General features: G+C 46.5%; 9 protein-coding genes, 3 tRNA genes and 1 pseudogene. 7 read left to right on the top strand and 6 right to left on the bottom strand.

Features of this window, described 5'->3' with window-relative positions; all coding sequences use genetic code 11:
- Positions 1-48: 48 nt before the first annotated feature.
- Both rimO and gldC read right to left on the bottom strand, forming a co-directional pair.
- Positions 49-1362, bottom strand: coding sequence for a 30S ribosomal protein S12 methylthiotransferase RimO (gene rimO, locus ACEW9O_RS11245; RefSeq protein ID WP_373550254.1), 1314 nt, complete (start codon positions 1360-1362; stop codon positions 49-51).
- Positions 1363-1368: 6 nt separating this feature from the next.
- Entirely contained in the window at positions 1369-1725 is a 357-nt protein-coding gene (gene gldC / locus ACEW9O_RS11240; RefSeq protein WP_373550253.1) for a gliding motility protein GldC, read from the bottom strand.
- A 338-nt stretch (positions 1726-2063) separates the two neighbouring features.
- Between gldC and ACEW9O_RS11235 the strand changes: the two genes are divergently transcribed.
- From ACEW9O_RS11235 to yiaK, 5 genes are all read left to right on the top strand, one after another.
- Positions 2064-2136 (top strand) — tRNA-Gly (locus ACEW9O_RS11235).
- Between the two features lie 157 nt (positions 2137-2293).
- Positions 2294-2369, top strand: a tRNA-Gly gene (locus ACEW9O_RS11230).
- A gap of 38 nt (positions 2370-2407) precedes the next feature.
- Positions 2408-2491: transfer RNA gene (locus ACEW9O_RS11225), tRNA-Leu, on the top strand.
- A gap of 108 nt (positions 2492-2599) precedes the next feature.
- On the top strand, positions 2600-3199 hold the full coding sequence (locus tag ACEW9O_RS11220; protein ID WP_373550252.1) for a hypothetical protein: 600 nt from the start codon (positions 2600-2602) through the stop codon (positions 3197-3199).
- An 83-nt stretch (positions 3200-3282) separates the two neighbouring features.
- Positions 3283-4296, top strand: coding sequence for a 3-dehydro-L-gulonate 2-dehydrogenase (yiaK, locus tag ACEW9O_RS11215; RefSeq protein ID WP_373550251.1), 1014 nt, complete (start codon positions 3283-3285; stop codon positions 4294-4296).
- A 72-nt stretch (positions 4297-4368) separates the two neighbouring features.
- Here yiaK and ACEW9O_RS11210 read toward each other — a convergent pair.
- Positions 4369-4572 (bottom strand): annotated as a pseudogene (locus tag ACEW9O_RS11210) (alkylphosphonate utilization protein); the annotation flags it as partial.
- 284 nt (positions 4573-4856) lie between these two features.
- Between ACEW9O_RS11210 and ACEW9O_RS11205 the strand changes: the two are divergent.
- Entirely contained in the window at positions 4857-5048 is a 192-nt protein-coding gene (locus ACEW9O_RS11205; protein WP_320027982.1) for a cold shock domain-containing protein, read from the top strand.
- A 201-nt stretch (positions 5049-5249) separates the two neighbouring features.
- Here the strand turns inward: ACEW9O_RS11205 and ACEW9O_RS11200 are convergent, their stop codons facing one another.
- The 3 genes from ACEW9O_RS11200 to gatC all read right to left on the bottom strand — a co-directional run bounded on the left by ACEW9O_RS11200 (position 5250) and on the right by gatC (position 12336).
- Positions 5250-10910: a gliding motility-associated C-terminal domain-containing protein gene (locus tag ACEW9O_RS11200; protein WP_373550250.1), complete on the bottom strand. Its 5661-nt coding sequence runs from the start codon at positions 10908-10910 to the stop codon at positions 5250-5252.
- 374 nt (positions 10911-11284) lie between these two features.
- On the bottom strand, positions 11285-12010 hold the full coding sequence (locus tag ACEW9O_RS11195) for an ABC transporter ATP-binding protein (RefSeq protein WP_373550249.1): 726 nt from the start codon (positions 12008-12010) through the stop codon (positions 11285-11287).
- A 35-nt stretch (positions 12011-12045) separates the two neighbouring features.
- Positions 12046-12336, bottom strand: a complete 291-nt coding sequence (gatC, locus tag ACEW9O_RS11190; protein ID WP_373550248.1) for an Asp-tRNA(Asn)/Glu-tRNA(Gln) amidotransferase subunit GatC — start codon at positions 12334-12336, stop codon at positions 12046-12048.
- A 293-nt stretch (positions 12337-12629) separates the two neighbouring features.
- Here gatC and ACEW9O_RS11185 point away from each other — a divergent pair, with 293 nt between their 5' ends.
- The gene (locus tag ACEW9O_RS11185) at positions 12630-13274 is read left to right on the top strand and encodes a deoxynucleoside kinase (RefSeq protein ID WP_373550247.1); all 645 of its coding nucleotides are present in this window, start codon (positions 12630-12632) and stop codon (positions 13272-13274) included.
- Positions 13275-13276 lie beyond the last annotated feature (2 nt).

The following is a 13276-nucleotide window of genomic DNA, read 5'->3' as shown; positions in this document are numbered from 1 at the left end:
AATGTAATGAATAAAAATGAAGAACACCAGTAAAAAATTGAGCAGTACTTAAGCTACGATCTCGCCATAAATATCATACTCCGTAGCTTCGGTGATGCGCACTTGCGCAAAATCGCCAATACGGGCAAACTGCTTCTTGGCCGGCACCAGCACTTCGTTGTCTACTTCGGGGGAATCTCCTTCAGTACGCCCTACAAAATAGCCACCCTCCTTACGATCAAAGAGCGTTTTAAAGGTTTGGCCCACCTTCTCGTGGTTTTTGCGGGTGGAAATTTCTTGCTGGATTTCCATCAATTCATTGGCTCGCTCTGCTTTTAACTCGGGCGAGATATCGTCTTCGACATCATACGCTCTGGTGCTTTCCTCATGAGAATATTGAAAAACTCCCAAACGATCGAATTCCATTTCCTTAACAAAGTCACAGAGCTCTCCGAATTCCTGATCGGACTCCTGTGGGTACCCCACCAGCATGGTCGTACGCAGCGTAAGGTTGGGAATGCGCAAACGAGCTTGTTGGATCAATTCCACCGTTTCTTCCCGCGTAATTTGACGGCGCATGCGCTCAAGTACGGTATTGGAGGCATGCTGCAGTGGCATATCCAGGTAGTTGCAGATTTCAGGGCGTTCGGCAATCACGTCCAGGATTTCCAGCGGAAATTTACTAGGATAGGCGTAGTGCAAACGAATCCATTCAATACCTTCCACGTCGGCGAGAGCGTGCAGCAAGCGGGGCAAATCGCGCTTTTTGTAGATGTCCAGGCCGTAATAGGTCAGTTCCTGGGCAATCAGCATGATTTCCTTCACTCCCCGACGGGCCAGGCTTTGGGCTTCTTTGACCAACTCCTCAATTGGGCGCGACACGTGTCCACCCCGCATCAACGGAATGGCACAAAAAGAACAGGTACGATTGCAGCCTTCCGAAATTTTCAGGTAGGCGTAATGCATCGGGGTCGTGATCCAACGCTCCCCGATGAGTTCGTGCTTGTAATCGGCATTGAGCTTAGCCAACAAGCCAGGCAACTCCAGTGTGCCGAAATAGGCGTCTACCTCCGGGATTTCTTGCTCCAGGTCTTCTTTGTACCGTTGGGACAAACAACCGGTGACGAACAATTTATCAATCCCACCTGATTTTTTCACATCGGCGTATTCCAAAATGGTGTCGATCGACTCTTGTTTGGCCAAATCGATGAAGCCACAAGTATTGATGATGACGATGTTGGCGTCTTCATCCTGGCTATCGTGCACAACATCGTAATCGTTGCCACGCAATTGGGTAATCAGGTTTTCGGAATCCACCAAATTCTTCGAACAACCCAGGGTAATCACATTGACCTTATCCTGCTTTAAGGTTCTGGCTTTCATCGGCGCTTATTGTTCTTCTTTAGGGATGACTTTGGTTTGTTCACCAAAATATTGGACAAAACGTTGCATGTCGCGGGCCATTTCTGCGTTTTGAGTCGCCCGGAAATAGGTATCGGCCATCCCGCGTAAGGTTTGAAAAACGAAACGATCCATTTCGCCCACCTGCATATCTTTCACCCAAAGGTCAATTTTGACGGTTTCGAGGTGCTCGCGGTCAAAAAGGGAAATCAACATGGCTTTGCTGTCCTGAGTGGTTTCGCCACTTGGATTGTCATCTGCGTCCCAAGAAATGCGTACGGGCATGTTATTGTCGTCCAGACCCACCTTGATGCGGATTTCTTTCTCCGTTGCTACTTGATCCATTTGTCGTTTTTAAAATCCGCTGCAAAATTAACATTTTAGCGCAGCTTCACAATAAAAGTGTATCCCGGGAACCAATTACCTAGCCATTTGGTTTAGCAACACGAGTAATTTATCAATGGATAAGTTCGCAGCAAAAATAAATGCAGTAGTTCCTTGGTAACCAATTGTTTTATGGTTTTGGATAAAAAAAAGGAAAAAATTTCCCAAAAACGCTTGCGTATCCGAGGTCTTTGCTTTTATATTTGCATCCACATTTTACGGTTAGCCGTAGAGAGGGCAACCACATAGGGTTGCCCCAACACACCCACACCATCACACTCACACCCACACCCCATTTCGCGGATGTAGCTCAGCTGGTAGAGCGCAACCTTGCCAAGGTTGAGGTCGCGGGTTCGAATCTCGTCATCCGCTCAACGCCTTCTTCGGAAGGCTTTTTTTTTAAAAAGAGTGCGACAGGAATAAAGTTTCCTGCTATCTTTGTAGGAGACGGTTAGCCGTGAGGGCAACCACACAGGGTTGCCCCAACACACACTCACACTTTCACACCCTCACACCCACACCCTATTTCGCGGAAATAGCTCAGTTGGTAGAGCACTAGCTTCCCAAGCTGGGGGTCGCGAGTTCGAGTCTCGTTTTCCGCTCCAATTTTTAAACGCAAGGCAAAAGTGCCCTGCAAACCACTGCCCAGATGGTGGAATCGGTAGACACGCAGGACTTAAAATCCTGTGGCCATCCGGCCGTGCGGGTTCGAGTCCCGCTCCGGGCACGAAACTTCTGTCGAGTAAATTGGCAGAAGTTTTTTTTATTTCAGGGCAAAAAATGAAAAGGGATAAACTATGTTCATCAAATTTGGTTAGTCTTAAAAGCTAAACAGATGAAAAAGATCCAATTAACCTTTGTTTTTATTCTATTCGCTTCTCTTGGTTTTTCTCAAAGTGATTTCACTGATCTAAATAATTCTCGCCTCAACAAACAACGCCAAGGCATGCTCGTCCTCGGCACTTGGGCGCTAGGCAATATGGCCGTTGGCGCAATCCGCCTTGGCCACACCAGTGGTGAAAACAAAGCCTTCCAACAAATGCAAATCGGCTGGGGTGCGGTGAATCTGGGGATTGCCACCCTCGGTTATTTTAGTACCCTTAAGGTTGACCCTGGCGCATGGGATACTTACCAGAGCGTCCAGGAGCATTACAAAATCCAAAAAATCCTGTTGTTCAATGCTGGCCTGGATGTGGGTTACATGCTGGGCGGCGCGTATTTGATGGAAAGAGGAAAACGAGAAGTAAAAAACGCAGAGCAGCTACGTGGCTTTGGGCGCTCGATCCTGATTCAGGGTGCTTTTTTGTTTGTATTTGACCTGTCTTTGCACAGTATCTTGAGTAACGATAATAAAAAACTCAAACCATTGTTGACACAAAGCAGTATTGGTTTTGCGCCCAATGAGGTACACCTTCGTTTGACTTTGAGTAAATAAAGGCTGGATTGGCTATTTTTTCCCATGGTCAGCAACTTTGAATAAGCAAGTTGTACTACTTTAGCCTACTCAAGCAAACCACCATGTCTTCTACCATTCTGATTCCAGCCTTACAAATGCAAGCCATTTTTGAACAAATTTTGATTCAAAAAGGCATGCCCAGCGACCGCGCTTATATCTGCGCCGAGATTTTCACCCAAAACAGTGTAGATGGGGTCTACACCCACGGGGTCAACCGTTTTCCCCGCTTTGTGGAGTACCTGGTTGCGGGCTACATCAAAGCGACCGCCAGCCCAAGTTTAGAGCACCGCTTCGCTGCCATTGAGCAATGGAACGGTAATTTGGGGCCGGGGCCACTCAATGCCCTTTTTGCCACCGAAAGGGTCATCGAATTGGCGAAAACGCATGGTATCGGTTGCCTGGGCTTAGCGCACACCAACCATTGGATGCGGGGCGGAACTTATGGTTGGAAAGCAGCGCGCAGCGGTTTCATTTTTATGGCCTGGACCAATACCATTGCCAACATGCCCGCCTGGGGGGCTTTGGATGCCAAACTGGGGAACAATCCTTTTGTGCTGGCTTTGCCATACCAAAATGAAGCCATTGTATTGGACATGGCCATGTCGCAATTTTCATTCGGGGCGATGGAACAATCCGCCATGAAGGATGAAAAATTAGTCGTACCAGGCGGCTACGATGCAGCAGGCAAACTCAGCCGAGACCCACAAGCCATTCTGGAAACGGGGCGTTCCATACCCATCGGGTTCTGGAAAGGTGCGGGCTTGTCACTACTTTTGGATATTCTGGCCAGTGTCATCTCGGGTGGTGCATCCACGCATGAAGTAAGTAAAACCAAAGTGGAATACGGGGTATCCCAGGTTTTTATCGCCATAGATCCGAGTCGCTTGGGTCATGCCGATGAAGTGGAAAAGATGGTAGCGGCGATCATTCAGGACTACCAGGCTTCGACACCAATGGAAGGAGGTAAAAAGATCAGTTTCCCTGGGGAAAGGGTATTGGCGACCCGTGCTGAAAATTTGAAAAATGGAGTGCCAGTATTACAAACAGTGTGGGATTCAATCGAATCGTTACTGTAGAGACGCACGGCCGTGCGTCTCATTATGTTTGCCAATCAGACAAAGACGCACGACCGTGCGTTTCTACCAAAGTCAATGCTTCTTCAGAAACTTTGTCTTCAACACTAGGTTTTTCACCTTTTCCGCGTGGCATTCCACCTCTTCCCGATTGTCAGTCAGGCGGATATTTTTGATCAAGGTACCCCGTTTCAGGTTCACCGAGGTACCTTTTACTTTCAGGTCCTGGGTCAATGTTACTGAGTCCCCATCTTTCAGCTCATTGCCATTAGCATCTTTTGTAACCTGAGTGTCAGTAGCATCGCCGCCGTCGTAGTTGTAGTACTCGCTATCGTAATCGTAGTCGGAGTAGTCTTCTTCGTTGTTGTGCATAACAAGCAATTGTATTTGGATAAATGTGGAGCAAAAGTAGGGCTAAAAGTTTAAGGTTGAAATGTTGAGGTGTTGAAATATTGGCTACCAAGGAGTAATCCTGTTTTTTTTTACGGAAAAATCAATTTTTTAGCAAAAAAGATGTATCTTTGTCCCGGCAAATCGCCATATCACCATTTTAGTTTTTTCCAATGCATACTGGAACAGTAAAGTTTTTTAATGAATCTAAAGGTTTTGGATTCATCGTTGATGATGCCTCAAAGGAGGAATTTTTCGTACACGTTACGGGTTTGGTTGACAAAGTCCGTGAGGGTGACGCTGTCACTTTTAAAGTCGAAAATGGCAGAAAAGGAATGAATGCAGTAGAGGTTAAGCTTGCCTAATCGCAAGTGTTGATCTTTGATTGATAAGAATCCTTACCCCCGGCAATCCTCCAATTTTTGCCGGGGGTTTTTATTTTTTAGTAGTGGGGCAAAAATAAGTATTCATTTTTATTGAGCCGCAGGATTAGGTAAGACACTTGAAATGAATCGTTTACTCATCTAATCCTGTGGCAAAATGAATACTTATTTTTTTGTCGCCCCTTAACGAATTAACGTTACGTCTCCTTTAGCTTTAAAAATCTCACCGTCCAATCCCTCTATTTCCACATACCAGGCAAATACTGCCGAAGCCATCCGCGAACCTTTGTGTACACCATTCCATCCATGCCCTTCTCCTTCTCGCTTAGGGAAGAAATTTTCGCGGCTGTACATCATTTCTCCCCAACGATCGTAAACCTGGAATTTGATTACTTTTTCGATGTCTTGCCCTAGTTTGATGTCAAAAAAGTCGTTGATGTTGTCTCCATTCGGAGAAAATGCGTTCGGAATGTAAAATCCTGGTTTAGGATCAACGATGATGATTGTTCTCGCCACTGCCGCACAGCCATTGGTATCTACAATATTCGCAGTAAAGTCTGTGGTTTTAAACAGTTGAATGCTGAAATTGCGGCAAGTATCACAAGCAATGGTAGTACTAGTAGCTGTAGTGCTCCAGCGGAAATTTTGCACTGTATTGAGGCTAAGGTTGGTCACCGATTGTAGTTGCACCGTTTCACCCCGTTTAATCGTTTGTGCTGGCGTCACTTGTAAATCTGCTGCAACACCCGGATTGATGAGCACAGCTTGATTCCAGGTGCAACCCCGCACGTCTTGCACAGCCAGGGTATACAAGCCATCTTTCAAATTGTTGAAGGAAGGATTGGTGCCAAAAATACCTTGTCTGCCCAGACGATAAAGGAAAGGCCCTTCACCCCCACGTACATCCACAATTTCCAAGGCACCATTGTTTAAGCCAGCACAAGTAACGTGTTTGACGTTTAGGCTCAAACTGTCCGGTGAATCATTGAAGACCAGCACCACTACCGTATCGGTACTGCGGCAACCATTCAACAAATTTTCAACCTCCAGGATATAAGTCCCTTTTTCATCCACCAAAGGTTGGGCTTCCTTGCGGTTAAAAAAGGCATTTTCAATTTGGTACCAGCGAAAACTGGCATTGCTTTGACCGCTTTGGCCAATTTGAACACTTGGGTTGTTACAATCCAGTTCCTGGTCAGGGCCTGCATCGGCCAGTGGAGCCAGGGTATCATTGACAATTTGTACCGAATCCAGGGCGATACAGCCATTGCCTTCGTTTTGCACCTGCAGGCGATAAATGCCAACTTGCCCCAAGGTCAAACGGGGGTTGGTACTCAGATTCATCATTTGTCCCGCATTGGAGCGTTGCCACTGGTAGGTCCAGGTCTCCCCTGGCCGAGCCTGAGTGATGCTCAGGGTGACCGAATCGCGCTGGCAAGTCAAAGGCTCTGCTCCATAAATATCCGCTACCGGAACCAGGGTATCCGGTACGGCAGTATAACTAGCGTCTCCAATACAGCCCGTGCGGGTATCGATCAACTGTAAGGTGTATTTCCCACCTCGATTGATCAACAATTGAATGTTTTGAGCATCGAGAATATCCTGGCCAAAAGCGTCTTGCCATTGGTATTGATAACGGTTGCCAACTAATGTAGAGTTTCCAAGCAATCGCATGGTATCCACTCGGCAAGACAATCCTCCTTGTGGACTGATGCTCAAGGAAGGACGATAAGCTAAATCCTGTAATTGCATGGAATCCAGCTTACTAATGCACCCATATTGCGGGTCTGTAACCACCAATGTATAAAAACCGGGTTGGCCCACTCTGGGACTGCGTAAGTTGCGGTTGATGAGGGTGATGCCTGGGCCAGTCCAGTTGTAACGCCCTTCGCTGGTATTCAAACCACCCAGATGCACATCGCGCCAAATACAGTTCAATACTGTATCTGGTCCGGCATTGGCAATGGGTAAAGCGATGTTTTGTATCGAAATAGAATCGAGTTTCCGGCATCCCGTCGCATTGCTCACCTCAAGGTAATAGGTTCCTGCCGTATCGATTGTCCTGCTAGAGCCTGAAAAACCATCTCGCCAACGGTATTGCTCAAAACCCTCAGTGACGCGAATGGATGTTTCAGTGCCTGCACAGAAATAGGGTTTACCGGCAAAACTGAATTGGGGTACTGGTGCTTGCTTCAACAAAAAGGTGTCCTGATTGAAACAACCATTTGCACCCTGTACCCTTACTTGAATGGTTCCTGGGGTATTGACAATATAAGCTGCTGTTGTATCCGCATTGTTCCATAGGTAGGCTCCGAATTGAGTGCTGGTGCGTAAATTCACCGTGTCGCCGGGACAGATTGTGCGTGGCCCCACGATTTCAACAGTTGGTGCCAACTTGGGAAATACACTGATCAACGCATTCCCCACACAATTGAGGTGATCCACTACTGTCACACCATACAAGCCAGGTTCACGAATGACAATGCTGTTGTCGGTTTCACCATTGGTCCAGTTATAGGTAATAAAGCCGGTTTCTACTTCCAACACTAAAGTATCCTTTTCACACAAAAAACGATCACCTTCAATGATGGGAAAAGGTAATCTACTTTGTACAACTTGAACCGTGGCACTCCCGGGACATCCGTTGGCCCCCATCACTTGTACAGAATAAGGCCCTGGGGCACCTACCATAATGGAACGAGCGGTATCATTGTTGGAATTGGTCCATAAGTAATCGGGATAGCCGGGGCTCGCGGTAAGGATAGTGGTTTCGTTGCGACAAATGATCAAATCCCCCGTGATGCTGATGGGTGGAGAGGGTTTACCAATGATGTTTTTCTGAGCTGTGGCTCGACAACCATTTAAATCAGTCGTAGTCAGGGTAAAGTTACCCCCTGCGCGAATTTGGATCGCACCAGTCGTTTCACCAGTAGACCAAGCGTAGGTTCTAAAGCTGCCATTGAGTGCAAAAAGTAAAGTGGATTGTCCTTCACAAATCTCAGTTGGCCCGGAAATGTCGGGAGTATCTACACTAACCGCTTTCACTGGGTAAAAAGTAGAAGTAGAACAGCCATTGCTGTCGACGACCATAATCTCAAACCTGCCACCTACACCTACACTTATGGCTTGCGAAGTTGCGCCTGTCGACCATACATAACTGTTAAACCCGGGCCCTGGATCCAGCACAACACTTGAGCCTTGACAAAGGATTTTTTCCATCCCCATCCCCCTGGGAAGTTTGGGCTGCACCAAGGCCAGATCAATTGAATCCCGGTTGATACAACCATTGTCCGAAGTAACTTCCAAGGTGTACAACCCTGGATTGCCTACTGAAATACTGGAGGTGTTGCGTCCATTGGACCACAAATAAATGTTGTAACCTAGCGTCGCATTTAAGTTGGCTCGGGTGCCATCGCAGATGACTTTATCTCCGGTAATTTCCGGTTTGGGATTGCTTAACAATTGAACGGTAAAAGAAGTATCTCCCACGCAATTGTTGAAGTCCGTAACGGTCAAGGTATACAATCCACCCTGTCTGATCATAATTTCCGTAAGGGTGTCCCCAGTTGACCAGCGGTAGGATTGATACCCCCGGCCACCGCTTAGTTCGGTTGTATCGCCAGCACACAACTGAGTGGCCCCTTGAATTGAAGGGATGGGGTTGCTGACGCGCATGACGTTGACGGAGTCCTTTCCTGAACAGCCATTGATATCAGTAACTCGAACCGTGAGAGGACCTGATTGGTTGATTTGTACACTGGCTGTAGTACTACCCGTAGACCAGGCGTAACGGTCATAATTGGTAGATAGTCGAACAGTAGTCGTTTCACCCGGGCACAATACCAGGTCGCCCTCAATATCGGGCGTAGGGCTTGAAAAAACCTGTACTGGCAAGGAATCAACCCCCATACAGCCATTCGCTGTGGTCACTGTTACAACATAAATACCCCGAGTGTTGACCGAAATACTAGATGTTGTGGCTCCGTTAGACCAAAAGTATGCTTGATAATTGCCAGGAGTAAGAATGGCTCGCTCTCCGCTGCAAATGCTGCCACTCCCCGCAATAACCGGACGCGGATACGGAATGGTATCAATGGTTGCAGAGGCAACACCTTGGCATCCAAATACATCTGTAACGGAAACACGGTAAGTTGCAGGGGTATTGATGGTAATACTCGTACTGGTATTACCTGTTGACCACAAATAAGCCCGGAACCCGGGATCAGCGATCAAAATTGCGCTTTCATTTCCACAGAAAACCTTATCCCCGCCTACCTGAATAGCAGGATTAGACCTTTCGATTACGCTGAGGCTACTTGATGCGGTACACCCAAATTCATTGGTAACGGTTAGTCCAACGACTCCGGTATTGCTTATTTCGATATCCTGCGTCGTTTCATTGGTAGACCATCGATAGGTAAAATTACCATTTGGTGCCACTAAAATGGTGCTCTTGTCCTGGCAGAAAAATGCCGGACCACTGATATTAGCCGGAGGATTGCTTTTTACCTCCACCAATTTTGAGCCCACAATCGTACAATTCTCATCATCCGTTACGGTTACAGAATAGGTTCCCGTAGTATTGACCAAAATAGAATTTGCGGTTGCACTCGTAGACCAGCGATAAGTAGCAAAGGTATCTACTACACTCAAACGAGTACTTTCACCAACACACAGAATGGAATCACCAGTGATCAGAGGATTGGGAGCCTTTTTTTCAAAAATCCGAATGTCATCCGTTCCCTTACAGCCATCGTTAGAAGTTACAGTTACGCTGTAAGTACCTTCACCAACTGAAGGTAAAGAGGAATTTTGGGTTCCGTTTTGCCATAAATAACTGGCAAATCCGGCAGGAGCCAGAACAGTGGTCAAGGAGTTGGGGCACAGGACGGTATCGGCGACAAGTTTTACCACCGGTGCCGGCGTAACATTGATGACTATCGAATCGGAATGCACGCAGTTCCCCTCCTCAACCGTAAATTCGTAGACCAAACGCCCTGAAAAATTGAGAGGGATATTAACCACGGCATTGGTTGTATTCATTGGGTCTTGCTGGATGAAACTGGCACCCGGTCCTCTCGCTTTCCAAATATAGGTCTCGCCGTTATTGGTGAAAGTGGCAGAGCCAGTCAAGTTGAGGCTGGTACCTGCACAAACGGTAGTGTCATTGCTGGTCGTGAGTTCAACCAGATCGCAGTTCGGATTCGCGATACAGTTTAAGAAAGGAGCAGCAGGGCCATCCCAGTCAAAAATATAGTTTTTTACTCTAGTTGAATCGAACCCTCCATTTGGACAAAACCCGACGAAAAAGTCAATCAGCATAAAGAAACCTTGACCAGGTTGTACCACCATTGGTTTTATCCAACCATCTACCCCTGGCCCTAAAAAACTCTCAGTGGTGTCTGGCTCTCCTGGTCTCATCCCTCCAACGATTGGCTGCCCTAAAGTACTGGTTGGCGGCTGAAAAAAGGAGCAGCGCAATGGGACGCCTAAACTATCACAATTGACATCGGCAGGATATATAGCAAAGTCAAAGTCTTGAATACAATTCTGCGTTACCCTATCGGTGATGCTAAACCAAACTTGAGAACCTGGAGGCATGTCCTTACGGAATTCAAAATAAAACCAACTACTGATGTTTTCCCCCCTTTGTAAACAGCCCTGGCTGTTGTTAAAGTTGGCAAAATCATCAATACCTCGTCCTAATGGCAAAAATGAAAAGGTGCTATCGCTACAAATCACTTTTGCGGTTCGACAATCGGTATTTGGCTTTTGTGCCTGTACATAAAACGAAAATAAGATGGGTAGGACCCAAATCGAGTTTTTGAGATAACGAATTCCCATGATTGCTTTTTTAGTTGCCCCCCAACTCCAAAGACAACGGTCTCTGAAGTGCCAGTGTTCCAATAAACGACACCCCGGGATAGGTGCAATTTACCAATCATATGTTCACAGGAATGCTAAGGCTGGAATGCAGACCTGAATGGATAGAATAGATGTCATTTTTTTTTAAGTAACGCAAAAACGGCTAGAATGGTACGTGAGGGGACCCGCACACAAACAAAAATAAAGTATATTTTTTAAACGGGAAGGGATTTTTAAAAAACTTGTCGTTAAGATGTCTATAGAAAAGGGTTCGCAGTAGCGAACCCCCTTATTTTGCTAAAGGAACGGTTTTAAAATAAAGTAATAAAAAAGAGTCCAGTCAAATTGTTGCTTTATTTTGAACCCGTTCCCAGGGCTTCCGCCGTTGTAATGTTTTCATTTTTATAGTCTCTTTCAATCAGTCCATCCCGCATGCGCACGATCCGGTGGGCGTGATCTGCAATATCGGGTTCGTGGGTGACCAAAATGATGGTATTGCCTGCTTTGTGAATTTGTTCGAACAAGACCATGATTTCATAGGAGGTGACTGAGTCGAGGTTACCCGTAGGTTCGTCAGCCAGAATGATCGAAGGATCGTTGACCAGGGCGCGGGCAATCGCCACCCGTTGCCGTTGACCACCTGAAAGTTCGTTAGGATTATGATCCATCCGGTCGCCAAGGCCCACTGCTTCCAACATGGCACGGGCTTTTTCCAGGCGGGTGCTTTTGTTGATGCCTGCATAGACCAGGGGTAAGGCCACATTTTCAAGGGCCGAAAGCCGGGGTAACAAGTTGAACGTTTGGAAAACGAAACCAATTTCTTTGTTGCGCACCTCTGCCAGTTCCGCATCAGTCATGGAACTTACATTAATGTTATTGAGGAAGTAGGCCCCATCTGAGGGTGTATCCAAACAGCCCAGCACATTCATCAATGTTGACTTTCCTGAACCAGACGGCCCCATCAGTGCGACATACTCATTTTTATAAATGTTCAAACTCACCGACTGAAGGGCATTCACCCGGGTATCTCCCATGATGTAAGTCTTCTTGAGCTCGCGAAAAGAAATGATCGGTTCCATGTACAAAGATTTGTGTTGTCTGTGCAAATTGCACCTTAAAGATCTATCACCTTTGGCACCATAAAGAAAGTCCCGTCTTGTTGGGGCGCATTGGACAAGGCTTTTTCCCGTTCTACCTGGTTTTGCACTTGATCTTCACGCCAGACGTTTACATCCTCGTTTAGGTACACCAATGGTTCTACATCAGTGGTATCTAATTCCTGAAGCTTTTCCACCATAGTCAAAATATTACTAAGGTCCTTTTGCAAGGATTGGCGTTCGGCATCAGAAAGTTCTAAACGGGCCAAATGTTCCAGTCTCGAAATTAAAGTTCCAGTGATTGTCATAATAAATTCTTAGATAAGTAGGCGATTTTGTTCGACAGCGGCAAAAATACACTTAATCCTTTCATTAATTTTCTAAACTTCTCAAAGGATAATTCGTGCTGCTCAACAAAAAACGTATTTTAGCCGCGTCACAAAGGGGCGATAAAAAAATAAGTGATCATTTTGCCAGGGGATTAGATAAGTAAACGTTCCATTTCAATTGTTTTATCTAATCCTCTGGCTCAGGAAAAATGATCACTTATTTTTGCCCCACTACAAAGCGTAGTACCGCATAAGTTAGTTTAGAACAAAGTATGAATCAGCAAGACCAAGTCTCCAAAATCAAACACGTGGCCATTGCCGGAAATATTGGCGCCGGAAAAACGACCCTTTGCACCCAATTGGGCAAGAGTTTCAACTGGGACATCCACTACGAATCCGCCGACGACAACCCCTACCTCGTTGATTTTTACAACGACATGAACCGTTGGTCTTTTAACCTGCAGATTTACTTTTTGAACAGCAGGTACCAGCAGATTTTGTCTATCTTGAGTGGAGAAAAAACCGTGATTCAGGATCGGACCATTTACGAAGATGCCTACATTTTTGCCCGCAACCTTTATGACATGGGTTTGATGACTGGGCGAGACTACCATAATTACCTGGATTTGTTCGAAACCATGTCTTCCCAAATCCAGCCACCCGACCTGCTCATTTACCTGCGTGCCAGCATCCCAACACTGGTGGACCACATCCAGATGCGCGGCCGTGATTACGAGGGCAGCATTAGTTTGGACTACCTACGCCGCCTCAACGAAAAGTACGAAAGTTGGATCGATACCTACAGCAGTGGTCGACTGCTGATCATCAATGCCGATGACATCGATTTTGCCCGCAGCCAGGATGACCTGTCCAAGGTAGTCGATATGGTGCAGGGCGAGTTGCACGGGTTGTTTTAAAA

Source organism: Haliscomenobacter sp. (assembly GCF_041740695.1).
In the GTDB taxonomy this organism is placed as follows: domain Bacteria; phylum Bacteroidota; class Bacteroidia; order Chitinophagales; family Saprospiraceae; genus Haliscomenobacter.
This window is presented reverse-complemented; position numbering and strand designations above follow the sequence as displayed.

What these genes read in the sequence shown, in the direction of transcription:
- ACEW9O_RS11195 (WP_373550249.1), bottom strand. Translation starts at nt 12,010, where the DNA reads ATGGAACCGATCATTTCTTTTCGCGAGCTCAAGAAGACTTACATCATG.
- ACEW9O_RS11200 (WP_373550250.1), bottom strand. Translation starts at nt 10,910, where the DNA reads ATGGGAATTCGTTATCTCAAAAACTCGATTTGGGTCCTACCCATCTTA.
- gldC (WP_373550253.1), bottom strand. Translation starts at nt 1,725, where the DNA reads ATGGATCAAGTAGCAACGGAGAAAGAAATCCGCATCAAGGTGGGTCTG.
- ACEW9O_RS11205 (WP_320027982.1), top strand. Translation starts at nt 4,857, where the DNA reads ATGCATACTGGAACAGTAAAGTTTTTTAATGAATCTAAAGGTTTTGGA.
- yiaK (WP_373550251.1), top strand. Translation starts at nt 3,283, where the DNA reads ATGTCTTCTACCATTCTGATTCCAGCCTTACAAATGCAAGCCATTTTT.
- ACEW9O_RS11220 (WP_373550252.1), top strand. Translation starts at nt 2,600, where the DNA reads ATGAAAAAGATCCAATTAACCTTTGTTTTTATTCTATTCGCTTCTCTT.
- rimO (WP_373550254.1), bottom strand. Translation starts at nt 1,362, where the DNA reads ATGAAAGCCAGAACCTTAAAGCAGGATAAGGTCAATGTGATTACCCTG.
- gatC (WP_373550248.1), bottom strand. Translation starts at nt 12,336, where the DNA reads ATGACAATCACTGGAACTTTAATTTCGAGACTGGAACATTTGGCCCGT.
- ACEW9O_RS11185 (WP_373550247.1), top strand. Translation starts at nt 12,630, where the DNA reads ATGAATCAGCAAGACCAAGTCTCCAAAATCAAACACGTGGCCATTGCC.